This window comes from Ensifer adhaerens, from assembly GCF_013283195.1.
GTDB classification, from domain to species: Bacteria; Pseudomonadota; Alphaproteobacteria; order Rhizobiales; family Rhizobiaceae; genus Ensifer; species Ensifer adhaerens_G.
The window spans coordinates 2372986-2394293 of sequence record NZ_JABEKT010000001.1 but is presented as its reverse complement, the minus strand read 5'-3'; the positions used below and the strand labels follow the sequence as shown (position 1 = coordinate 2394293).

Genomic DNA, 21308 nt, shown 5'->3' with positions numbered 1-21308 from the left:
GCCTCGGGCGCAGCGACCTACGGGTGCCCTTGGCGACCGTAACCGGTCCGAGCAGCCATCTGCAGGCTATATCATCACACGCAACAAGGGCCGGGAAACCGGCCCTTGTTGCGTGTGAGTGCATAAGGCAATGAGATGGAACACTGCCGCGATGCTCTCCAAGGCGGAAGCGCTGGAACATCACGATCGTCTCAGATCGCCATCGCCGATTTCACGCCGTCAACGACGAACTGGACCGCAAGTGCCGCCAGAATGACCCCAAGCAGGCGGGTGAGGATCGCTCGGCCGGTGACGCCGAGAAAGCGGTCGATGCGTTCGGCGATGACAAGCGCCAGGAACAGGCTGAACATCGACAGCGCGATGACGATCAAGAGCTGCGTGCGCTCGATCGCGGTCGGGAACGAACCCGCGAGCAGGATCGTCGCGGAGATCGCGCCCGGTCCGGCAATCAATGGCAGAGCCAGAGGAAACACGGCAATGTTATGGATGTGATCTTTCACCGTGGCGTTCTCACCGGTCTTTTCCTTCCGCTCCTGACGCTTTTCGAAGATCATCTCGAAGGCGATCCAGAACAAGAGCAGGCCGCCGGCGATGCGGAACGCGCCGATAGAGATCCCGAGCAATCCGAGAATGCCGTTACCGAAGACGGCGAAGGCGGCAAGGATGAAGAAGGCGATCAGCGAGCCGCGCGTGGCCACCTGAAAGCGCTCCTGCCGGCTGAGGCCGACCGTGAGGCTCAGAAAGATCGGAGCAAGACCCGGCGGATCGAGCGTAACGAGCAGCGTGGTGAGTGCGTTGACCAAGAGGTCGACATTGAACATCCGTTTCCCCTTCCGGATTATCATGCGCGCCCCGAGTTTTCTCGGTGGCAGGACAGCATTGTTAGGCAAGCAGGGCGGGCTTGGGAAGGGGGCGGTGGCCAAAGCTTGAGCAATAGCTTAATGAGGATGTGACGGAACCTTTTCACAGCCGTTCAGGCCCGGCAGCCGACTTTGTCGCCAGCACTTCCGATTTCCGCTGCAATGCCCTAGAAAAGCCTATTCCGACGGCAAAAGACTGTTCACAACCACGGGCCAAAATTGGCGCTTCCAGGCGCATTCCGCTATAAATATCCGACTGATTCTGAACAAAGATCGTGATCACAATTGACTGAGCAAAGCACTCCCGGCGGCGGAAAGACTCCGCCAGGCATCGAGCCGATTTCCATCATCGAGGAAATGCAGCGGTCCTATCTCGATTACGCCATGAGCGTCATCGTCAGCCGCGCGCTTCCAGACGTGCGTGACGGTCTGAAACCCGTTCACCGCCGCATCCTCTACGGGATGAGCGAGCTCGGCATCGACTGGAACAAGAAGTACGTCAAATGCGCCCGCGTGACCGGGGACGTGATGGGTAAGTACCACCCGCACGGCAACTCGGCGATCTACGACGCGCTGGCGCGCATGGCGCAGGACTGGTCACTGCGGCTGCCTCTGATCGACGGTCAGGGCAACTTCGGCTCCGTCGACGGCGACCCGCCGGCGGCAGAACGCTACACCGAATGCCGCCTGCAAAAGGCCGCGCACTCGCTGCTCGACGACCTCGACAAGGAAACGGTCGATTTCCGCGACAACTACGACGGCACGCTGAGCGAGCCGGTGGTTGTGCCCGCGAAGTTCCCGAACCTGCTCGTCAACGGCGCCGGCGGCATCGCGGTCGGCATGGCAACCAACATTCCGCCGCACAACCTCGTCGAAGTCATCAAAGGCTGTATGGCGCTGATCGACAATCCGGCGATCGAACTGCCGGAACTGATGGAAATCATCCCGGGGCCGGACTTCCCGACCGGTGCGCTCATTCTCGGCCGTTCGGGCATCCGCTCGGCCTACGAGACCGGCCGCGGCTCGGTCATCATGCGCGGCCGCGCCCACATCGAGCCGATGCGCGGAGACCGCGAGCAGATCATCATCACCGAGATCCCTTTCCAGGTGAACAAGGCAACGATGATCGAGAAGATGGCCGAACTTGTGCGCGACAAGCGCATCGAGGGCATCTCGGACCTGCGCGACGAATCCGACCGTCAGGGCTACCGTGTCGTCGTCGAGCTCAAGCGCGACGCCAATGCCGACGTCATCCTGAACCAGCTCTACCGTTACACGCCGCTGCAGTCGTCCTTCGGCTGCAACATGGTGGCGCTCAACGGCGGCAAGCCGGAACAGATGACGCTGCTCGACATGCTCAGGGCTTTCGTCTCCTTCCGCGAGGAAGTCGTTAGCCGGAGAACGAAGTACCTGCTGCGCAAGGCGCGCGACCGCGCCCACGTGCTCGTTGGTCTAGCCATTGCGGTTGCCAACATCGACGAAGTGATCAAGCTGATCCGGCAGGCGCCCGATCCGCAGACCGCGCGCGAGCAGTTGATGGAACGTCGCTGGCCGGCGCACGACGTCGACAGCCTCATCCGGCTGATCGACGATCCGCGTCACCGGATCAACGAAGACAACACCTACAACCTCTCGGAAGAGCAGGCGCGCGCCATTCTCGACCTGCGTCTGCAGCGCCTGACCGCACTCGGTCGCGACGAAATCGGCGACGAACTCAACAAGATCGGCGAGGAAATCAAGGATTACCTCGATATCCTGTCGTCGCGCCTGCGCATCATGACCATCGTCAAGGACGAACTCACGGCCATCAGCCAGGAGTTCGGCACGCCGCGCCGCAGCGAGATCGCCGAAGGCGGTCCCGACATGGACGACGAGGACCTGATCGCCCGTGAAGACATGGTCGTGACCGTCTCGCATCTTGGCTACATCAAGCGCGTGCCGCTGACGACCTATCGTGCGCAGCGTCGCGGCGGCAAGGGCCGCTCCGGCATGGCGACGAGAGACGAGGATTTCGTTACCCGGCTATTCGTTGCCAACACGCACACGCCAATTCTGTTCTTCTCTTCGCGTGGCATCGTCTACAAGGAGAAGGTCTGGCGTCTGCCGATCGGCACGCCGCAGTCGCGCGGCAAGGCACTGATCAACATGCTGCCTCTGGAGCCTGGCGAACGCATCACCACGATCATGCCGCTGCCCGAGGATGAAACGACGTGGGAAAACCTCGACGTCATGTTCTCGACGACCCGCGGCACGGTTCGTCGCAACAAGCTGTCCGACTTCGTTCAGGTCAACCGCAACGGCAAGATTGCGATGAAGCTCGAGGAAGATGGCGACGAGATCCTCTCTGTCGATACCTGCACCGAGCATGACGACGTCATGCTGACGACGGCGCTGGGCCAGTGCATCCGCTTCCCCGTCGACGACGTGCGCGTCTTTGCGGGCCGTAACTCGATCGGCGTTCGCGGCATCAACCTCGGCGATGGCGACCGTATCATCTCGATGGCGATCCTCGGCCATGTCGATGCCGAGCCATGGGAACGGGCGGCCTATCTGAAACGTGCAGCCGCCGAGCGGCGCGCGACGAATGGCGATGAGGAAGAAATCGCATTGGTCGGTGAAGAAGTCACCGAAGGTGGCGAACTCAGCAATGAGCGCTACGAAGAGCTGAAGGCACGCGAGCAGTTCGTGCTGACGGTTTCGGAGAAGGGCTTCGGCAAGCGTTCGTCCTCCTACGATTTCCGCACCTCGGGTCGCGGCGGCAAGGGCATCCGCGCCACCGACACCTCGAAGACGGCAGAGATCGGCCAACTGGTCGCGACCTTCCCGATCGAAGACAACGACCAGATCATGCTCGTTTCAGACGGTGGCCAGCTGATCCGCGTGCCGATCAATGGCGTCCGGCTTGCGAGCCGCGCCACCAAGGGCGTGACGATCTTCTCGACGGCCAAGGACGAAAAGGTCGTCTCGGTCGAGCGCATCAGCGAACCGGAAGGTGACGAAGAGGGTGAGGAGCTGGTGGCGGCAGAAAGCGGCGCACCGGAAACACCTGAAACCGAAGCCTGATAGACTGCTTCAATCGACTGAAAAGCCCGCCAATTGGCGGGCTTTTCTATTGAAGCACGACACGTCACGGCTGGCGGATATAGGTTCTCAGGCCCTTGGCCAACGCATCGAAGACCACGCGGCAACGCGGCGCGGTCTTCAAGTTTTCATGCATGACGAGCCAGGTCTCGAGCTTCATTGCAAAACTGCCCGCCAGAACCGGAAGAATATCGGGATCGCGGGCGGCAAGCGCGTTCTGACAGATGCCGATGCCGAAACCGGCGCGAATGGCGGCAAGCTGCGCGAGGTTGCTGTCAGCCTTCAGCGCAAAGCGCACGTCGGGCAACTCAGGTGTGCGGGCGATGATGGCGCGGATTGCCGCCGTCTCACGGTCGTAGCCGATCAGGCTGTGCCCACTCAGATCGGCAAGCGTCTCCGGCATCCCGCGCCGGTCGAGATAGCGCCGGTGGGCGTGAAAACCGAGTGGCACCGCACCGACGTGAAGCGCCACCAGCGCATCCTGGCTGGGCACCGCCATGCGCACCGCAATGTCCGCTTCCTGTCGCAGAATATCCTCGATCGCATCGGACGCCGACAGCTCGATGATCAGGTCCGGATATTGCGCGTGCAGCTCGGCAAGGATCGGCGGCAGCACCTCGATACCGATGACCTCGCTGGCGCTGATGCGCACCGTTCCGCTGACGGTGTCCTGCTGGCCGGAGGCGGCACGAAGCAGGGCGGCTGACGTCGCCGCCAGCGTTTCCGCATAGGGTTGCAGCGCGCGGGCGGCATCGGTCGGCATCAGGCCCTGGGGCGAGCGAGTGAAGAGCGGAAACCCGAGCATCTCCTCCATCGCATCGACATGGCGCCCGACCGTCGGCTGCGTCAGGCCGAGCTCGCGTGCGGCCGCCGACAGCGAGCCCTCCTTCAGCACCATCAGGAATGTCCGGTATAAGTCCCAGCTGGGTTCGATTTCGCTCATACATAAAAGTATAACAACGAAACAGAAAACGACAATTCCGTTTATCAGTGCATTGCAGGACAGTGTCGCCATCAAAACCGATGGAGACACGCAATGATCGACAATCTGGAAGAGGCAAGAACAGTCCTGGTATTGGGCGCGACCGGTGGCATCGGTAGTGCCGTTGCTCGCGGCCTCAGCCAGCGCGGATGGAAAGTGCGCGCACTCAACCGCAATCTCGCCAAGGCCGCCCAGATGGCACCCGCGTACGATTGGATCGAGGGTGACGCGATGAAGCGACTGGACGTACGCGCCGCCGCCGAAGGCGTCCAACTGATCGTGCATGCCGTCAATCCACCCGGCTACCGCAACTGGGGTCAGCTGGTCCTGCCGATGCTTGACAACACCATTGCCGCTGCAAAAGCGGAAGGTGCTCGCATTCTCCTGCCGGGCACGATCTACAATTTCGGCCCCGATGCTTTTCCAGTCCTGAGCGAGAACAGCCCGCAGAGCCCACACACGGACAAGGGCATGATCCGCAAGGAGATGGAGCTTCGGCTCAAGGCTGCGTCGGACGCCGGTGTCGGCGTGATCATCCTGCGGGCAGGGGATTTCTTCGGGCCCGACGCCGCCAACAACTGGTTCTCGCAAGGGCTGGTGAAGCCTGGAAAACCACTGAGCGCTGTCAGCTACCCCGGAAAGAAGGGAATTGCGCATCAATGGGCCTATTTGCCCGACGTGGCCGAGACGATGATCCGCCTGGTCGAGCGCGCAAAGGATCTGCCGGCCTTTGCCGTCTACCACATGCGCGGTTTCGTCGACGACGACGGCACGAAGATGGTTGCCGCCATCGCGCGGGCTGCGGGATCGACAAACCTTCCGGCACGCGCTTTTCCATGGTGGCTGGTGACTTTGGCGTCTCCCGTCGTGCCGCTGTTTCGCGAGTTGCGCAAGATGCGCTACCTCTGGGGTCAGCCGCTGCAAATGCCGAACGACCGGCTGCTGGCCCTACTCGGTGAGGAGCCGCATACGCCGATCGATGAAGCCGTGGCCAAAACCCTGAAGTCGCTTGGCTGCCTGCCGCAGGCTGCGGGACGCGTCGGAGCCGACGAGGCGTTAGCGCCTGCCACGATGGCAGTCAGTTCCTGAAAACGAGACAGGCGCCACCATTCTTTCGGATGGTGGCGCAAAGCGCATTGGCTTCCGCCTGGCTGTCGCGGCCGATGCGGGCGGCATATCGAATACGGCGACCGAAACTGGCGTTGCGCTCACGCAGCAGCAGCGCCTTCTCGCTGCGGATGGGATCCGGCAACCGCTTGACGGCGTTGACGAACAGTCGCTGCGCAATCGACTTCTGGAAATGGGCTGCGAGCTGCACGCCCCAGGGCGCCCACTCGGCCTCGTCGATCACGTCGATCTCGCGCAGCTGGCGCGTGCTTGCCAGCGCCACGCAGCCTTCGAGGAAATTCTTGTTCTTGTCGAGCGTCAGATCGAGGGTCTTGGGCGGATTGTCCCGCCAGTCCTCGACGCTATAGGCGGTGATCGCCAGCACATAGTTGCGCGTCTCGGCCGGCAGCCAATCCACCTCGAGAAAACGCTCGAGCCCGTTCTCGCCGGCATTGTAGGCGGCGGCAGCAAAACCCAGATTGCCGTAGCGCGTCTTCAGTTCGCCGAGATACTCGGCAGACTTGCCCAGGGCGGCAACGACGTCGAAGCTGTTGGCAAGGCCACGCATTTTTGCTGTACCCGGCATGAATTGCGCGATGCCCTCGGCCCCTTTCGGGCTGACCGCATTCGGCCGAAACAGGCTTTCGCGCCAGATCAGGCGCGCGAAGAACGCCGGTGGCAGGTCATTGGCAGTGGCGTAGTGATCGATGACGCCGCAAACGTCGCGCTCGAAGCGCTCCTTGCTGACGCACAGCGATTTGGCAGGGTCCGTGGCGGACCGACCGACATAGATACATTTGGCGCGCACCGGCAACTCGTCGATGCGGGCATGGGCAGCATCCGGGCGCCCAATACTCACCGTCATCAGCAGCGCGAGCAGACCTCTGACAGCATACGCAACACCTTCTGAGCTGCCGTTCCCCATATCGTGTCGCCCGCAACGCCTCGCCGAAACTGCCAAGCTTCCTACATAGCATCTTGTGGGGCTCGGAAAAACAGGCGCGTCAGGCGGGTGAACCGGTCGTCAGCACCAGCTGCATGAAGGTCAGATCCAGCCAGCGTCCGAACTTCGTCCCGACCTCGCGCATTCGACCGGTTTCGGTGAAGCCCAGCTGTTGGTGAAGCCGTATCGATGCGGCATTCTCCGATTCTATCCCCGCCACCATCACATGCTTGTCCAGGCGTTCGGCCTCTGCAATCAAGGCGACCATCAACTTACGGCCGATGCCGCCGCCACGGCTGTCGCGATGGACATAGACGGAATGCTCGACCGTGTGTCGGTAGCCGTCAAACGCCCGCCAGTCGCCGAAGGAGGCGTAGCCGACGATGTCGCCAGCATCGGATACTGCCGCCAGCACAGGGTATCCGGCTTCGCGTCGCGCCTTGAACCATGCAGATCGATTGGCAACGTCGACAATCGTCTCGTTCCAGATGGCGGTCGTGTTGGCCACCGCGTCGTTGTAGATGTCGCAGATGACCGGGAGATCATCTTCCCTTGCTTGCCTGATCAGCATGTTGCCCCGCATGTACGTACACTATATGACTACGCGATGGATACTAAAGTGTACAGCCTCGATCGACGCATCAGTGATCGCATTCGCCTCGAACGGGAAATCCGCGGCTGGTCTCTGAGCGAGCTGGCCGAGCGCTCCGGCGTCTCCCGCACGATGATCCACAAGATCGAGCGCGCAGACAGCAGCCCGACCGCAACATTGCTTGCACGGCTTTCGGGGGCTTTCGGTCTGACCATGTCGACGCTGATTGCCCGCGCCGAAATTCAGGACGGCCGCCTTTCGCGCCGCGCGCATCAGCCCGTCTGGAAGGATCCGCAAAGCGGATACATCAGGCGGCACGTCTCGCCCAACTCCGACCTTCCGCTGGAACTGATCGAGGTCGAACTGCCTGTGGGCGCAGACGTGCCCATGCCAGCGGCTGCGTACGCCATGTTCCGCCAATTGATCTGGGTGAAGGAGGGCGCCTTGACCTTCATCGAAGGTGAGGAGACGCATATGCTGGCACCCGGCGACTGCCTTGAGCTCGGACCGCCAACGGACTGTATTTTCCGCAACGGAGGCGAGGTGCCATGCGTCTATGCGGTGATCCTGATTAAGCGCCGCTGACGGCAGCCAAAAGGGTTTGGCACGATCTTTTCGCAATCCGGTAGCCGTCCAGCTGTTGCGATCCTTTGGGAGGCCGCGAGCGAACCGGTGAGAACGCGCATTGCAAGACAAGCCCCGCCGGGCGGCGGGGCTTGGGGGATGCGGCGGTGTCAGGCAACCTGTTCAAGGGCGGGGTAGTCGGTATACCCCTTGGCGCCACCACCGTAGAACGTCGCCTGGTCCGGCGTGTTCAGGGGAGCATTCTCCTTCAGCCGCTCGACGAGGTCCGGATTGGCAATGAACGGCTTACCGAAGGCGACCAGATCGGCCTCGCCGTTTTTGACCGCTTCTGCCGCGAGTTCGCGGTCATAGCCGTTGTTCGTCATCCAAGCGGCCTTGCCGCCGGCGGCAGCGTAGACGGCACGCAGCGCGTCATAATCGAACGGACGTTCACCCTGCTGATGGTCGCGCGGGCCGCCGGTCGCACCCTCGATGATGTGGATATAGGCGAGGGGATAGCGGGCCAGGTTCTTGACGACATAGCTGAACAGCGGCTGCGGCTCCGGATCGAAGGCATCGTTGGCGGGCGTCACCGGCGAAAGCCGGATACCCACACGACCAGCCCCGATTTCCGACGTGATGGCGTCGACGACCTGGAAAAGGAAGCGGGCACGGTTCTCGATCGAGCCGCCATAGGCGTCGGTGCGCTCGTTCGAGCCGGAACGCAGGAACTGGTCGATGAGATAGCCATTGGCGGCGTGGATTTCGACGCCGTCGAAGCCGGCATCGATGGCTGCCCGGGCCGCCTTGCGGTAGTCCTCGACGATCCCATCAAGCTCGGTGATTTCGAGCGCACGTGGCTCCGAGGTTTCAGCAAACGAGCCGGTCCCGTCAGCATTGATCAGGTACGTCTTCGACTTTGCGCGGATCGCCGAAGGCGCCACCGGCTTGCCGCCGCCCGGCTGCAGCGTGTCATGCGAGATGCGACCGACGTGCCACATCTGCACGACGATGCGACCACCCTTGGCATGCACCGCATCAGTGACCTTGCGCCAGCCATCCAGCGCTTCCGGCGTGTAGAGGCCGGGCACGTCGGCATAGCCTTGGCCCTGCTGGGTAATCGCGGTTGCCTCCGTGATCAACAGGCCTGCCGATGCGCGCTGTTCGTAATAGGTGGCGTTGAGCGTGTTGGGCACGGCCTTCGGCGAACGATTGCGCGTCAGCGGCGCCATGACGATGCGATTCTTCAAGGCGATGTCGCCGACGGTAATAGGATCGAAGAGGGTAGCCATTGCAGGTCCTTTCGGTTTCAGTTTGGTCTTTGGGAGGAGATAGTCACAGGCTGCCGATATCCTTGAGGAACTCGGCAATTGTTTCTTCGTTGCGCTTGTAGAAGACCCACTGGCCGAGACGCTTGGTCGTCACCAGGCCGGCGCGCTGAAGGATCGCGAGATGCGAGGATACGGTGGATTGCGACAGGCCGCAGCGCTCGAACTGACCGGCGCAAACGCCCATTTCGAACGGATGCTCCTGCGTCGGGAAATGCGCCTGCGGCTCTTTCAACCAGGCAAGGATGTTCACTCTTGCTGGGTGCGCCAGGGCCTTGAAGATTTCGTCTCGATCCATCGTACATCGCCATATCGTGGTTTATCGATAAGTGTATCGGCAATGATCGATATACAAATCACAAGACCGTGAACAGGGAAAAGGGCAAAAAAAGAGGGCCTCAAGAAAACTTGGGCCCTTGTAGTTGTGAAGGTAATTAAAACCTCCAGAGGGGAACAGCTGCTGCGGTGGCGGGGGAGGAGAAAGCCACCAAGAATGCATCAGCTGCATTTTGATATGGGAAGCGAAGTACCAGCTTTCAATAGCCGGCTGTGAATTTCGTCACGGATCGCCCGTGTCCTTACAGTAGACAAAAAAAGAGGGCCACAAGATGACTTGGGCCCTTATAGTTGTGAAGGTAATTAAACCTCCAGAGGGGAACAGCTGCTGCGGTGGCACTGGGAGGAGAAGCCACCAAAGATGCATCAGCTGAGTGTGGTATGCTGCTTTTTTGAGCGGGCAGCAATCATTTAATATGCATGTCAGCCATGTCATGTGCGCATCACTGCCCAATTCTGCATCGAAAAAGCAAAGTGCGGCACACAGAATGCGCCGCACCATAGAAAATACATCGAAAATTCAGATAGATACACTTACACTTGGCAAACGCTCACAAAATGAGCAATGCCGCAATCGGCGTCAAAAGCTCCAGTTCCTGGCTTTTGCCACGATGTAATCGCGGAAGACTTTGAGCTTGGCGGCATTCTTCATCTCGTCCGGATAGCAGAAATACGTGTCGAAAGACGGGATATCGGCACTAATCGGAAGTTGTATGAGGCCCGGGTCGCGGCCGACAATGTAGTCGGGCAGCATCGCGATGCCGATGCCGAGAAGGCAGGCACGCTTGATCGAGGTCTGGCTGTTGATCTGCAGATGCGACGTCCGCGGGTTGTCGGAATCGCGACCGGCGATTTCGAGCCAGTTGACATCAAGAAGGTAGTTCGGCGCGGGCTCACCGAAGGTAATGATGCGGTGGTTGTCCAAGTCGTCGAGCGACTGCGGTTCGCCGTGCTTGTTGATGTAGGAGGGCGCTGCGTAGACGTGCATGTGCACGGTGAAGAGCTTGCGCTGGATCAGGTCGGACTGCTGCGGCTGGCGCAGGCGAATGGCGCAATCGGCATGCCGCATGTTCACATCCAGCTCCTCGTTGTCGAGGATCAGCTGAACCTGCACGTCCGGATGCAGCGACATGAACTCCTGGATCTTGTCGGTGAGCCATCCCTGGCCGAGGCCGACCGTCGTCGTGATGCGCAGCTTGCCGCTCGGCTTGTCCGTCGTTTCGCTCAGCTGCACCTTGACGCTCTCGAGCTTCATCAGCACTTCGTGCGCGGTGCGGTAGAGGATCTCGCCCTGTTCGGTCAGGATCAGGCCACGTGCATGCCGATGGAACAGCTTGATGCCGACATCCTGTTCGAGCGAACTCACCTGACGGCTGATCGCCGACTGAGAGAGATGGAGCTTGTCTGCCGCATGCGTGAACGACCCAGCCTCGGCCGCCGCGTGAAAAATGCGCAGTTTGTCCCAATCCAGCGACATGAAGTCCCCCATATGAAACCACCCCGGGGGACGGGATCATGTCCTCCGGGTGCGGCTGATGTATCTGTTCCCACACGGGAAAGGCTCCTTGCGGGATACCCCCCGATTCGCAGCTTCTATTCGGCTGCAATTGCGACGGGCATATGACCCGCCAGGTATTTCTCGGCCTCGAGCGCTGCCATGCAGCCCATGCCGGCAGCGGTCACCGCCTGACGATAGATATCGTCCGTGACGTCGCCTGCGGCAAAAACGCCGGGCACGTCCGTTGCCGTCGAATCAGCTGCCGTCCAGAGATAGCCGTTCGACTTTTGCCGAAGCTTGCCCTTGAACAATTCGACGGCAGGCGCGTGACCGATCGCCACGAAGACGCCGTCGGTCACCATGTCGCTCGTTTCGCCCGTCTTGGTGTTGCGCAGCTTGACGCCGTTGACCGATGCCGGCATCGGCGGCTTGGGGGCAGCGCCCAGATACTCGACGACTTCGTGATCCCAGATGATCTTGACGTTGGGCTTTGCGAACAGGCGCTCCTGCAGGATCTTTTCGGCACGGAACGAATCGCGGCGATGGACGACCGTCACCGTCTTTGCAAGGTTGGAGAGGTAGAGCGCCTCTTCGACCGCCGAATTGCCGCCGCCGACGACGATCACGTCCTTGTTGCGATAGAAGAACCCGTCGCAGGTGGCGCAGGCCGAAACGCCGAAGCCCATGAAGGTCGGCTCGGTTTCGATGCCGAGCCACTTCGCCTTGGCGCCGGTGGCGATGATGAGCGCGTCGGCCGTCCAGTCGTTGCCGCTGTCGGTCTTGACCCGGAACGGACGAACGGAAAGGTCGACGTCAGTCACCAGATCGTTGACGATCTCGGCACCGACATGGGTCGCCTGCTTCAGCATCTGCTCCATCATCCAGGGACCCTGGACCGGATCGGCATAACCAGGATAGTTCTCCACGTCGGTGGTGATCATCAACTGGCCGCCCTGTTCCATGCCGGCGATCAGGACCGGTTCCAACATCGCACGCGCCGTGTAGATGGCAGCGGTGTAGCCGGCGGGGCCGGAGCCGATGATCAGCACTTTTACATGGCGGGCAGTCATGGTCTTGTCCTTCGCTCGCCGGGCGGCCGAGGGGCCATATCCGGTTCCGTTTCATCATAGGGAAATAGTTCCATACTTTAGGGATTCCCCCCGGGGAGTTTCAAGGGCGGCAGAGGCAATACACACAAGTGCTTGAGCCCGTTGAACCGATTTGACACCAGATCGGGCATTTTTGCACCGCTTGCACCGCAACCGCACAAGTCACAAGCACGTGATGGCCCCAGGCAATGGCCGGATCTGGCGATGGACAATGTTACACTTCTCCAATTGAACGAGCGCAATTTTCCGGGCGAGTGACGCCGAAACCGATCGTCGTTGTCGGCTTCAACGCCCCCCTGACGGGCGCTGCGTCAACAGGTGTGCAAGGAAAAGGGCAGTGCGTAAGATCAAGGTGTTCTCGGCCTCGGTCACAGGACAATTCGGGCAGTCAACGGAGAACTTCGGCGACAACCTCATGACGGACATACTCCGTCAATTCTTCGCGATAGAACCCGAATACGTGAAGCCTTCGTCCGCGGAACTCATCGGGATCGGAAGCATCATCGATGCCTATTACCGCAGGCACCGGACGGGGCGGTATACGTTCCTGCGAAGGAAGCCGTGGCGGACATTGCATGTTTGGGGTTCTGGTTTCATGAACTCGGATGCGCCGGCGCTCTGGCCGCAGCGGCTCAAGTTCGATGCGGTGCGCGGCAAGCTGAGCCAGGCGAAAGTGGCGCCGGACGACGACATCGCTCTCGGCGATCCGGCAATCCTGTTGCCGCTGATGTGGCCGAAGATGCAGGCCCGCCACCGCGTGACGGTCATTCCTCATTTTGCAACCCATCAAGCCTTCGTCGATGAATTCGCAAACTGTCTTCCGCGACATTGGAGCATTCTCAATCTGCTTGGCGATCCCGAGACGATTGCGAATGAGATATCAGCGTCCGACCTTGTCGTCTCAAGCAGCCTCCACGGCTTGATCGTTGCCGACGCCTATGGCGTTCCGTCGTGCTGGATGGAGCCGCATGGCGACATCAAGGGCGATGGTTTCAAATTCGCGGATTATTCCAGTTTCCGCGGTCGCGACCTTGTAGGTCCGATCGACTTCAGGGACTTTGTCGCCTCTCCCGAGGCCGTGCTGCAAGAGGCGGACCACGTGCCGGCAGTGCCTTCCACGGAAACGCTCGACAAGCTGCTCAAGGCGTTCCCGTTCGCTTGACGGCCAAGAACTCAGTGCGGTCTCTTCACCGCGGCAATCATCTCATGCATGCCGGCATGGTCGGGCCAGGTCCGTCTCGCTTCCTTCCAGATGCGCCACGAACGGACGGCTTTCAGCGGCCGACGAAGAAGACCCCGCCATCTCGGCCTGATGGACTTTGCCGGCAGCAGCTGAAAATCCGCGAAACCGGCGCGAAGAAGCGTCTCCTCAAGGCTCGCTGGTGAAAAGTAATAATGGTGGTCGAGCAGATACAGCCCCCATTGGTCGCCCTGAGCGATTCGCATCCAGCTTTCGTAGTTTCCGGTCTCAACGATCAACGTACCGCCCGGATTCAGGCAGCCGTTGAGGCGCGCGAGGAGCGGGAGCGGATCCTTGAGGTGCTCGACAACGTCCCAGAGGGTTATGACGTCGAAGCTACCGTCCGGAATATCCATCGAGAGGTTCACGCCATAATAATCGCTGGCCTTCTGCACGGCGACTGGGCTGTGTTCGACCCCCGCGGCTTGCCAGCCGGCGTCAAGCGCTGCCTTGACGAAGGTCCCCGATCCGGCGCCGAAGTCCAGCAAACGCCCGGGCGAAGGATGCCAGGCCGAAACAATCGCCATCTGGCTGCATGCAACGTCACGCTTCTGGGCATTGTCGGTGACGTAGCCGCCCGCAGAAGACCACCGCCAATCCATATAGGCGATGCAAGCTTCCTGCGATGGGCGCGGCGTCTGGTAGGCGAGGCGACAGTCGATGCACTCAGCGACCATTGCGGTCATTCCGAAACGCGCGCGGATAACCCGTGACGGGTGGGAGCGACCGCACAGCAAACAAGGAACCGTTTCGGTTCGCTCGAAGGCCTTGCCGTCGATGTGGTCGATTATCGACACCTGCCACCCCCCAATTCCTGCAGATCATGTCGGCCGAGACAGCTCCGCCGAGCGACGCCGCCAATCAAAAATCAGTACTCCTTCATGTACGAGACGGAAAGACTGTGAGCGACGCGCGGCTCCGGATCGCAGGCGGTTTTTCTCTACGCGTGCTGGCGAAACGCGGTTAAGCCGGCCCGACCCTAGCTAAACGCTGGTTTTCCCGCGAATAGTGGGTGCTGATGCTTGTTGTCGGACCTGTTTGGCGATATTTCACGCGGATTCACTTTGCTGGAGAGGCATATGGGGTTGAATGCAAGCCGCGTTTGGCTCGACCGCGAACTCGCCGCATGCGGCAGTTCACGATCGGAGAATAGGCTTCTCCCAGATGTGAGCGCCGGATCGCATATGCATGCCCCCATTTCTGCAAAATTGCGGTGCGAAAGCGCCGGGCTCGCGCAGGCTGAGCCAGGAAGCAGACGCGGCACCGGCCACAACCTGTCGGTGGGGCAGGCGGTCTCCGGCCAATCGGCCATCTGCCCATCCTGAAATCATAGGCTCGGCGGCGACGATGCGCCGGGCGCAAAGACAAGAATACTCCTGTTTCGACTTAGCCTTGTGCGCAAAAGTCGCCGTGTGAAAAGGACGAACCTTCATGACGAAACAAGTCGAGCTCGACGCAATCGATCTCAAGATCCTTCGCGAGCTCCAGCGTGACGGCAGGATGACCAATGTGGACCTCGCGCAACGTGTCGGCATTTCGGCGCCGCCCTGTCTGCGACGGGTGCGCAAACTTGAGGAAACCGGCGTCATCAAGGGCTATCACGCGCTTCTGAACGCGCCGGCGCTCGGCTTCGATCTCGTAGCGTTCTGCATGGTCGGCCTGAAGAGGCAGTCGGAGGCGGACCTCAAGGCGTTCGCCGCGGCAACAGCCGAATGGCAGATCGTGCGCCAGGCATGGACCGTCTCGGGGGAAAGTGACTTTCTGCTCCATTGCGTCGCGGAGAACCTGACGGCGTTCCAGGATTTCGTCATTGAAGTTTTGACGGCCAACGAGCGGGTCGATACGGTGCGCACGATGTTGACCATTCGTCAGGTCAAGGATATCGGGCTGGTCCAGATCTAGGATCCGGAAGACTTGAGGATCCGCAACGGCAGCGAGGCTCCCTTGGAGAACGCAGACACGACCGGAGTTGAGTGGCGTCATCCATGAGCAAACTTCCGCTTTCCGCCTTCATCATCTGCCAGAATGAAGAAGCCTATCTCGGCAATTGCATCGAGAGCCTCGAGCAGTGTGCCGAGATCGTCATCGTCGACTCGGGGTCGACGGATGGCACCGCCGCCCTCGTGCAATCCTTCATCGACAGGGGCTGGCCGATACGCTTCATGCACGAGTCGTGGCGAGGTTATGCGGGCCAGAAGCAGTTCGCGCTCGATCAGTGCACGCAGCCCTGGTGCTTCAACATCGATTCAGACGAGCGTCTCGACGAACCGCTGAAGGCGCTTCTGCCCTCGCTTCTCGATGCCGCGCCTGAGACGGTCGGCTGGCGCGTGGCGCGCCGCCCATACCTGATCGGCTACGGATACACACCAGAGCGTGTGCATGAGCGGCGCAATTTGCGTCTGATCCGCAAGGGCAGGGGACGCTATGATCTCAACCAGAAGGTTCACGAGGGTATCGTGCCGGATGGCCAGGTGGGCGTCGCGCGCAAGGGCAGCCTGCTCCACTACCGTCCGCTCGTCATCGACGAGCAGATCCTGAAGGAAAACAAATATTCGACTCTGAAGGCAGACCAGCAGTTTGCGGCGGGCAAACCGCCGCGACCCTACAAGATGCTGGCAAGCCCACCGCTCTATTTCTATCGTCTTTATTTCCGCAACGGGCTTTGGCGCTGTGGATTCCCCGGCTTCATCGAGGCCATGACCGGCGCCGTCTACGCATTTTTGACCGCCGCCAAGATTTATCAGAGGCACGCGCTGAAGCGCCATCCGAACCATGACGACATGGATCGGCAGCGCCGGCAGCCGTGAGGTTCCCATGAAAGTTATGCACTACCACTTCGGTAAGGACGGCGGCGCTGAGCGCTTTTTCGTCCACCTCGTCAACTCCCTGGCTGAGCGCGGCGTCGAGCAGACTGCGGTCATTCGTCCTGGGCGGAGCTGGCGCAAGGACATCGAAAGTGCGACCCGCATTGTCGAAAGCAATTTCCGCAACCTCTCGCTCGACCGCATCCTGCTGCCGATGAAGGTCAGCAGCATGGCGCGGCGCGAGAAACCGGACGCATTGTTCGCGTGGATGCCGCGTGCGAGCCGGCTGATGCCGAACTACAAGGGATGCATCAAGATCTCGCGGCTCGGCGACTATCCGCTCCGTCTCGACTATTTCCGCAACACCGACTGCCTCGTCTGCAACACGCCGGGTATCGCCGAACATGTGCGCAACATCGGTTGGAAGCGCGATGTCGAGGTGATCTCCAACTTCACCAACACCGAACGTGTCGCCGCCGTCGACCGCGCGACCCTCGACACGCCGGAGAATGTTCCGGTGGTGATGTCGATGGGGCGTTTCGTTCCGCGCAAAGGTTTCCATACCTTGATCGAGGCGATCGCAAGGGTGCCGGATGTGCATCTCTGGCTGATCGGCGATGGCGAGCAGCGCGAAAACCTGGAAAAGCTTGCCGCCGACCTTGGTGTTGCAAACCGTGTTCGTTTCGCCGGGTGGCAGAAAGATGTCCGTCCGTTCCTTGCCGCCGCCGACATCTTTGTCATGGCGTCGAGCCACGAACCGCTTGGCAACGTCGTTCTCGAAGCCTGGGCCCAGGGTACGCCGGTTGTTTCCAGCCGCTCCGAAGGTCCGCAATGGTTCATGCGCGACGGTGAAAACGGCCTGATGGTCGATATCGGCGATGCCGAGGGCTTCAGCCGCGCCATCGAGCGCATAGCAAACGACCGTCAACTCGGCTTGCGCCTGGCAGAATGCGGCCACGAAACGCTGATGAATCAGTTCTCGAAGCAGGCAATCACCGACGCGTATATGAAGCTGTTCGCCTCAAGGAAATAGCCGCCTGACCACTCCGGCGGTCAGCGCATCAGCCGTTCGTACACCCGGTTGATGGCGCCGGCTTCACCTTCGATCGCAAACGAGGCGGCGGTGCGCGCAAGGCCATTCACGCCCGCCGCTGTGCGCCGCCGGTCATCGTCCATGAACGCGGCCGTCGCCTCGACCATGGCCTGAAGGTTGTCGGCCGGCACGATCGTGCCGGTTTGCATGGCGCCGCTCTCGACCAGCTCGGAAAATGCGCCGACATCCGTCGCGACGACGGGAACACCCGTTGCCATCGCCTCAAGCGGCGTCAGGCCGAAACCCTCCCAGCGCTGCGGCGCAACGAAAAGATCAAGCGCCCGGTACCAGTCCGGAATGTTGGTGTGCTCACCGACGAACAGGATACGCTCGGCAAGCCCGGCTTTCGCGACGCGCTCCTTGAGCTCGTTTTCAAACGCCACGTGCGGCCCAGTGGCACGGCCGGCAACGATCGCGCTCCAGCCTGGGCGGCAGGGCAGGAGGGCAATCATGCTGTCGACGAAAAGATCCGTGCCCTTTTGACGACGCACCCGCCCGAAGCAGCCGACGAACTTCTGGGCCGGGTCGACGCCACGCGCCGCTTTTGCTTGAGCCGGATCGACCGCAGGGTGGAACCGTTTGGTATCTATGCCGTGGAGGATGACGTCGTTCGGCACTTCGAGATAGGCGGCGGTCTTGCCGCTGGTCGCGATCACCGCGTCCATCCGTCCGATCAGAAACTTGCTCCAGCCCGTGTGGCGGCGTTGCGATGCCGAGGTGAAGGCGATCTTCAACTTCATGCGCAACAGATCACGCAGGATGATCGCCGGCAACATCTCCACATTGCGGCGCGCGTGCCAGACGCGATAACGCCGGCCCTGTGGCGCTTTCCAGAGATGCAGGAGATCGAGAAACCGGATCGACGGCAGGCTCTCGGGAAGGCCCGGGCCGAGCACCGCAATCTTCTGACCCAGCGCGCGCTGGATCGGAATCAGCTGGATGATGGTCGAGGTAACGCCCGAGAGGCGCCGCTTGAAATTGGGAGCGATGACCTCGACGTCCCGGATATCGGCCACGGAAGCGCTCTCCTTGGGCATTCGACGAACAATGTCTTGAAAGAAGCGGATTGGGGCGAGGCGGAACCGTCGCCCCAAGGGGCCGTCAGCCCCAGTTTACCGCGAGGATTTCGTATGCCTTTGAACCACCCGGCGCGTTCACTTCGATGGAATCACCGACTTCCTTGCCGATCAGCGCGCGTGCGATCGGCGACGAAATCGAGATGCGCCCTGCCTTCACGTCGGCTTCCTGATCGCCAACGATCTGGTACGTCTTTTCTTCCTCGGTGTCCTCGTCGACGAGCTTCACCTTGGCGCCGAACTTGATCTTCGAGCCGGACATCTTCGAGAGATCGATGACCTCGGCGCGCGCGATCAGGTCCTCGAGTTCGCCGACGCGACCCTCGTTGTGGCTCTGCGCTTCCTTGGCCGCGTGGTATTCCGCATTTTCCGACAGGTCACCGTGTGCGCGCGCTTCGGCGATGGCCTCGATGATTCGTGGTCGCTCTTCCTGCTGGCGCCAGCGCAGCTCCTCCTGCAGGTTGACGAATCCACCCTGTGTCATCGGCACTTTGTCGACCATTTCAATGTCCTTCATCAAGAACGAGGCGCCGCTTGGGGGCGGCGCCAACGCAAAAGAAAACGGTCTCCGGCACGCAAGCGCCGGAACCGTCCGAAATATCCGAACCGTTCTTATAGCAGAAAGGAAACAGCCAATGCCAGATTTTTCGCCATGATCCACCGCCCCCTTCGCGCAGGACGCAACCTGTAGACGCTCCTTAAAAATCGTCATCGTCAAGAAACGGGCTTTACCTCAACCGCGGTTGAGGTCGTAACAGTTCCATTTCCGAAACGACGAACAGACGGAAATGACAGGATGAGCACGACAAAGGATGGCCGCGACGCCGGACAATCCGGCCCGCATTCAGAAGCGGAGGGGCGTTGGGGCGAGCTGTTGCAACCCAACCATCTGGCGGCAACCGTGACGCTTTGCCTCGGTGTCGCGCTCTTTGCCTTCAACGAGTTCTTCATCTCGACCGCGCTGCCAACGGCGGTCGAGGAGTTTGGCGGAGCGGCACTGCTCTCCTGGGCGTTCACGCTCTATCTTGTCTTTGCGATCATCGGCGGTGCATTGGCGGCCAACCTCAAGGCGCGCTTCGGCGCCCGTAACACGCTGATCGCCGCAGCACTAATCTTCGTCTTTGGCACCGTGCTGGCAACGCTGGCAACGAGCATGCCGCAAGTCCTGGCCGGACGGTTGTTTCAGGGGTTGGGCGAGGGCGTCATCGCCGCCATTTGCTATGCGTTGATCCCTGAACTCTTTCCGCCGAGGCTCGTCCCGAAAGTCTTCGGCGCCGAAGCGATCGTCTGGGCAAGTGCGGCATTTAGCGGCCCGCTCATTTCAGGATTTCTCACCGAACATTGGTCGTGGCGCGCGGCGTTCTTCGTGAATATTCCCGCTGCCGCCATCTTCATCGCACTCGTCGTCGCCATCGTGCCGAGGCAGTCGACTTCAGTGCGCAGCGCACAATCTATTCCCCTTTTTCGACTGATGGCATTCGGGCTCGGCATTTTGCTGATCTCGGTCTCGAACATGCTTCAGAACGGATTTGCCATGGCCGCCTTGCTGGTCGTGGCGATCGCTATTCTCATCAACACCGTCCACCTCGACCGTCGCTCCGAACATTCAATCCTGCCGCTTGGGGCCTTTGCGATCGGACGTCCGCTCGGCACCGGCCTCTGGATCATCCTGCTGATGCCGTTGGCGCAGGCTTCCGGTTCCGTCTACCTTGTTTACGGCCTGCAGCACCTGTGGGACTTCAGCCCAACGGCAGCCGGCTTTTCCAGCGCGTTGATGGCGATGTCGTGGAGCTTGACAGCAATCCTGGTTGCCAGCCTCCGCTCGCATGAAGCGCGTGTGCGACTGATCTCGGCGGGCCCCCTCCTTCTTTGCCTCGGCCTCATCGGGCTAACTGTGGCGATCGCAACAGGCGAACCTCGGCTGGTCTTTGCAGGGCAGATTGCCATCGGAGCTGGTTTCGGCGTCTGCTGGGGCACACTCAGCCAATTGCTGATGGACGTTTCGCCAACGGCTGAAAGAGACAAAACATCGGCGCTGCTGCCGACGCTGCAATCGGCTGGCTATGCAATCGGTGCGGCCGTCTTCGGACTGGCGGCCAACCTGCGTGGCTTCGATGAAGGTGCACGTGTGGCAGTCATGCGCGAGGCGCTGCTGGCGGTCTTCGTCATCGCTTGCGTGATTTCGGTCGCATCGCTGTTCTTCGGGATCAGGACCGTCCGGCTTGCGCGCAGCCGAAGGTCAGAGCGTTCAAAGGTCCGGACACGACGGCCCGTGGCAGCTGACTGATCACCAGGCCGTGGACAGGGCGACGACGGCTTCGACGGGGCGGCGCAACTTGCCCAGCCCGTGGCGACCGATCAGAGCGTCCTGTTCACGGCGACGGCCATCGGACGGCGCGATCACCGCCAGCAACGCGCCGTTTCCCGAGCGCACATGAACCTTCAGAGATCCGTAATCGGCATCGCGGCCAATCTTGTCGGCAATTCTCTGGCCGTAATACAACGCGGAACCTTCATCGAAATGGCTTATGCCATCCTCGTCGACAAAGCGCTCGTCGCCCCAATACAAATCGAAGAAGTAGATCTGCACGATGTTGCCCCGTCCCATGCGCAGTGCCGGATGTTTCCGGCTTGGGAGCGCATGTGCACATCTAACCATCTGCCGACCGAATGCAGGCTGAACCCGGCATTCACG

20 protein-coding genes are annotated in these 21308 nt (G+C 61.0%); 8 read left to right on the top strand and 12 right to left on the bottom strand.

All coding sequences use genetic code 11. The features are described from left to right. Positions 1 to 191 precede the first annotated feature (191 nt). Positions 192 to 821, bottom strand: coding sequence for a MarC family protein (locus LPJGGPFB_RS11410; RefSeq protein WP_173420010.1), 630 nt, complete (start codon positions 819 to 821; stop codon positions 192 to 194). Positions 822 to 1145: 324 nt separating this feature from the next. Between LPJGGPFB_RS11410 and gyrA the strand changes: the two genes are divergently transcribed. Then, positions 1146 to 3923 carry a DNA gyrase subunit A gene (gene gyrA / locus LPJGGPFB_RS11405; RefSeq protein ID WP_173420009.1) on the top strand — a complete coding sequence of 926 codons (2778 nt, stop codon included), beginning with the start codon at positions 1146 to 1148 and terminating at the stop codon, positions 3921 to 3923. A 64-nt stretch (positions 3924 to 3987) separates the two neighbouring features. Here gyrA and LPJGGPFB_RS11400 read toward each other — a convergent pair whose 3' ends face one another. Next, on the bottom strand, positions 3988 to 4884 hold the full coding sequence (locus LPJGGPFB_RS11400) for a LysR family transcriptional regulator (RefSeq protein ID WP_173420008.1): 897 nt from the start codon (positions 4882 to 4884) through the stop codon (positions 3988 to 3990). Between the two features lie 93 nt (positions 4885 to 4977). On the opposite strand from LPJGGPFB_RS11400, the gene LPJGGPFB_RS11395 reads away from it, so the two are divergent. After that, complete coding sequence (locus tag LPJGGPFB_RS11395) at positions 4978 to 6012, top strand: SDR family NAD(P)-dependent oxidoreductase (protein ID WP_173420007.1); 1035 nt, start codon at positions 4978 to 4980, stop codon at positions 6010 to 6012. On the opposite strand, the gene LPJGGPFB_RS11390 is transcribed toward LPJGGPFB_RS11395, so the two are convergent. Further along, positions 6002 to 6895 carry a lytic transglycosylase domain-containing protein gene (locus LPJGGPFB_RS11390; protein ID WP_234902795.1) on the bottom strand — a complete coding sequence of 298 codons (894 nt, stop codon included), beginning with the start codon at positions 6893 to 6895 and terminating at the stop codon, positions 6002 to 6004. The genes LPJGGPFB_RS11395 and LPJGGPFB_RS11390 overlap by 11 nt on opposite strands. Before the next feature lie 139 nt (positions 6896 to 7034). Continuing rightward, the gene (locus tag LPJGGPFB_RS11385; protein WP_173420005.1) at positions 7035 to 7544 is read right to left on the bottom strand and encodes a GNAT family N-acetyltransferase; all 510 of its coding nucleotides are present in this window, start codon (positions 7542 to 7544) and stop codon (positions 7035 to 7037) included. Between the two features lie 36 nt (positions 7545 to 7580). On the opposite strand from LPJGGPFB_RS11385, the gene LPJGGPFB_RS11380 reads away from it, so the two are divergent. Next, on the top strand, positions 7581 to 8150 hold the full coding sequence (locus LPJGGPFB_RS11380) for a helix-turn-helix domain-containing protein (protein WP_173421018.1): 570 nt from the start codon (positions 7581 to 7583) through the stop codon (positions 8148 to 8150). Between the two features lie 149 nt (positions 8151 to 8299). Here LPJGGPFB_RS11380 and LPJGGPFB_RS11375 read toward each other — a convergent pair whose 3' ends face one another. From LPJGGPFB_RS11375 to trxB, 4 genes are all read right to left on the bottom strand, one after another. Beyond that, the gene (locus LPJGGPFB_RS11375; RefSeq protein ID WP_173420004.1) at positions 8300 to 9421 is read right to left on the bottom strand and encodes an alkene reductase; all 1122 of its coding nucleotides are present in this window, start codon (positions 9419 to 9421) and stop codon (positions 8300 to 8302) included. A gap of 43 nt (positions 9422 to 9464) precedes the next feature. Beyond that, a complete protein-coding gene (locus tag LPJGGPFB_RS11370; RefSeq protein ID WP_173420003.1) occupies positions 9465 to 9755 on the bottom strand; it encodes an ArsR/SmtB family transcription factor in 291 nt (96 codons plus the stop codon). A gap of 618 nt (positions 9756 to 10373) precedes the next feature. Continuing rightward, positions 10374 to 11270: a LysR family transcriptional regulator VtlR gene (locus tag LPJGGPFB_RS11365; RefSeq protein ID WP_038577011.1), complete on the bottom strand. Its 897-nt coding sequence runs from the start codon at positions 11268 to 11270 to the stop codon at positions 10374 to 10376. A 116-nt stretch (positions 11271 to 11386) separates the two neighbouring features. Further along, on the bottom strand, positions 11387 to 12361 hold the full coding sequence (gene trxB, locus LPJGGPFB_RS11360) for a thioredoxin-disulfide reductase (protein WP_173420002.1): 975 nt from the start codon (positions 12359 to 12361) through the stop codon (positions 11387 to 11389). A gap of 376 nt (positions 12362 to 12737) precedes the next feature. Here trxB and LPJGGPFB_RS11355 point away from each other — a divergent pair, with 376 nt between their 5' ends. Then, complete coding sequence (locus LPJGGPFB_RS11355) at positions 12738 to 13562, top strand: polysaccharide pyruvyl transferase family protein (protein ID WP_345791007.1); 825 nt, start codon at positions 12738 to 12740, stop codon at positions 13560 to 13562. Between the two features lie 11 nt (positions 13563 to 13573). Here LPJGGPFB_RS11355 and LPJGGPFB_RS11350 read toward each other — a convergent pair whose 3' ends face one another. Continuing rightward, on the bottom strand, positions 13574 to 14167 hold the full coding sequence (locus LPJGGPFB_RS11350) for a methyltransferase domain-containing protein (protein WP_173420000.1): 594 nt from the start codon (positions 14165 to 14167) through the stop codon (positions 13574 to 13576). Positions 14168 to 15071: 904 nt separating this feature from the next. Here LPJGGPFB_RS11350 and LPJGGPFB_RS11345 point away from each other — a divergent pair. The 3 genes from LPJGGPFB_RS11345 to LPJGGPFB_RS11335 all read left to right on the top strand — a co-directional run bounded on the left by LPJGGPFB_RS11345 (position 15072) and on the right by LPJGGPFB_RS11335 (position 17477). After that, the gene (locus LPJGGPFB_RS11345; RefSeq protein ID WP_053247447.1) at positions 15072 to 15542 is read left to right on the top strand and encodes an Lrp/AsnC family transcriptional regulator; all 471 of its coding nucleotides are present in this window, start codon (positions 15072 to 15074) and stop codon (positions 15540 to 15542) included. 83 nt (positions 15543 to 15625) lie between these two features. Next, positions 15626 to 16447, top strand: coding sequence for a glycosyltransferase family 2 protein (locus LPJGGPFB_RS11340; protein WP_173419999.1), 822 nt, complete (start codon positions 15626 to 15628; stop codon positions 16445 to 16447). 7 nt (positions 16448 to 16454) lie between these two features. Next, positions 16455 to 17477, top strand: a complete 1023-nt coding sequence (locus LPJGGPFB_RS11335) for a glycosyltransferase (RefSeq protein WP_173419998.1) — start codon at positions 16455 to 16457, stop codon at positions 17475 to 17477. A gap of 20 nt (positions 17478 to 17497) precedes the next feature. Here LPJGGPFB_RS11335 and LPJGGPFB_RS11330 read toward each other — a convergent pair whose 3' ends face one another. Further along, positions 17498 to 18553: a glycosyltransferase gene (locus LPJGGPFB_RS11330; RefSeq protein ID WP_173419997.1), complete on the bottom strand. Its 1056-nt coding sequence runs from the start codon at positions 18551 to 18553 to the stop codon at positions 17498 to 17500. 85 nt (positions 18554 to 18638) lie between these two features. After that, entirely contained in the window at positions 18639 to 19115 is a 477-nt protein-coding gene (greA, locus tag LPJGGPFB_RS11325; RefSeq protein WP_025427081.1) for a transcription elongation factor GreA, read from the bottom strand. A gap of 294 nt (positions 19116 to 19409) precedes the next feature. Here greA and LPJGGPFB_RS11320 point away from each other — a divergent pair, with 294 nt between their 5' ends. Continuing rightward, positions 19410 to 20900: an MFS transporter gene (locus tag LPJGGPFB_RS11320; protein ID WP_173419996.1), complete on the top strand. Its 1491-nt coding sequence runs from the start codon at positions 19410 to 19412 to the stop codon at positions 20898 to 20900. Here the strand turns inward: LPJGGPFB_RS11320 and LPJGGPFB_RS11315 are convergent, their stop codons facing one another. After that, positions 20901 to 21203, bottom strand: coding sequence for a hypothetical protein (locus LPJGGPFB_RS11315; protein WP_427857916.1), 303 nt, complete (start codon positions 21201 to 21203; stop codon positions 20901 to 20903). Between the last annotated feature and the right edge of the window lie 105 nt (positions 21204 to 21308).

Coding starts and splice junctions, on each gene's coding strand:
- LPJGGPFB_RS11410 (WP_173420010.1), bottom strand. CDS start 821: ATGTTCAATGTCGACCTCTTGGTCAACGCACTCACCACGCTGCTCGTT.
- LPJGGPFB_RS11400 (WP_173420008.1), bottom strand. CDS start 4,884: ATGAGCGAAATCGAACCCAGCTGGGACTTATACCGGACATTCCTGATG.
- LPJGGPFB_RS11395 (WP_173420007.1), top strand. CDS start 4,978: ATGATCGACAATCTGGAAGAGGCAAGAACAGTCCTGGTATTGGGCGCG.
- LPJGGPFB_RS11390 (WP_234902795.1), bottom strand. CDS start 6,895: ATGACGGTGAGTATTGGGCGCCCGGATGCTGCCCATGCCCGCATCGAC.
- LPJGGPFB_RS11385 (WP_173420005.1), bottom strand. CDS start 7,544: ATGCTGATCAGGCAAGCAAGGGAAGATGATCTCCCGGTCATCTGCGAC.
- LPJGGPFB_RS11380 (WP_173421018.1), top strand. CDS start 7,581: ATGGATACTAAAGTGTACAGCCTCGATCGACGCATCAGTGATCGCATT.
- LPJGGPFB_RS11375 (WP_173420004.1), bottom strand. CDS start 9,421: ATGGCTACCCTCTTCGATCCTATTACCGTCGGCGACATCGCCTTGAAG.
- LPJGGPFB_RS11370 (WP_173420003.1), bottom strand. CDS start 9,755: ATGGATCGAGACGAAATCTTCAAGGCCCTGGCGCACCCAGCAAGAGTG.
- LPJGGPFB_RS11365 (WP_038577011.1), bottom strand. CDS start 11,270: ATGTCGCTGGATTGGGACAAACTGCGCATTTTTCACGCGGCGGCCGAG.
- trxB (WP_173420002.1), bottom strand. CDS start 12,361: ATGACTGCCCGCCATGTAAAAGTGCTGATCATCGGCTCCGGCCCCGCC.
- LPJGGPFB_RS11350 (WP_173420000.1), bottom strand. CDS start 14,167: ATGGCGATTGTTTCGGCCTGGCATCCTTCGCCCGGGCGTTTGCTGGAC.
- LPJGGPFB_RS11345 (WP_053247447.1), top strand. CDS start 15,072: ATGACGAAACAAGTCGAGCTCGACGCAATCGATCTCAAGATCCTTCGC.
- LPJGGPFB_RS11340 (WP_173419999.1), top strand. CDS start 15,626: ATGAGCAAACTTCCGCTTTCCGCCTTCATCATCTGCCAGAATGAAGAA.
- LPJGGPFB_RS11335 (WP_173419998.1), top strand. CDS start 16,455: ATGAAAGTTATGCACTACCACTTCGGTAAGGACGGCGGCGCTGAGCGC.
- greA (WP_025427081.1), bottom strand. CDS start 19,115: ATGGTCGACAAAGTGCCGATGACACAGGGTGGATTCGTCAACCTGCAG.
- LPJGGPFB_RS11320 (WP_173419996.1), top strand. CDS start 19,410: ATGAGCACGACAAAGGATGGCCGCGACGCCGGACAATCCGGCCCGCAT.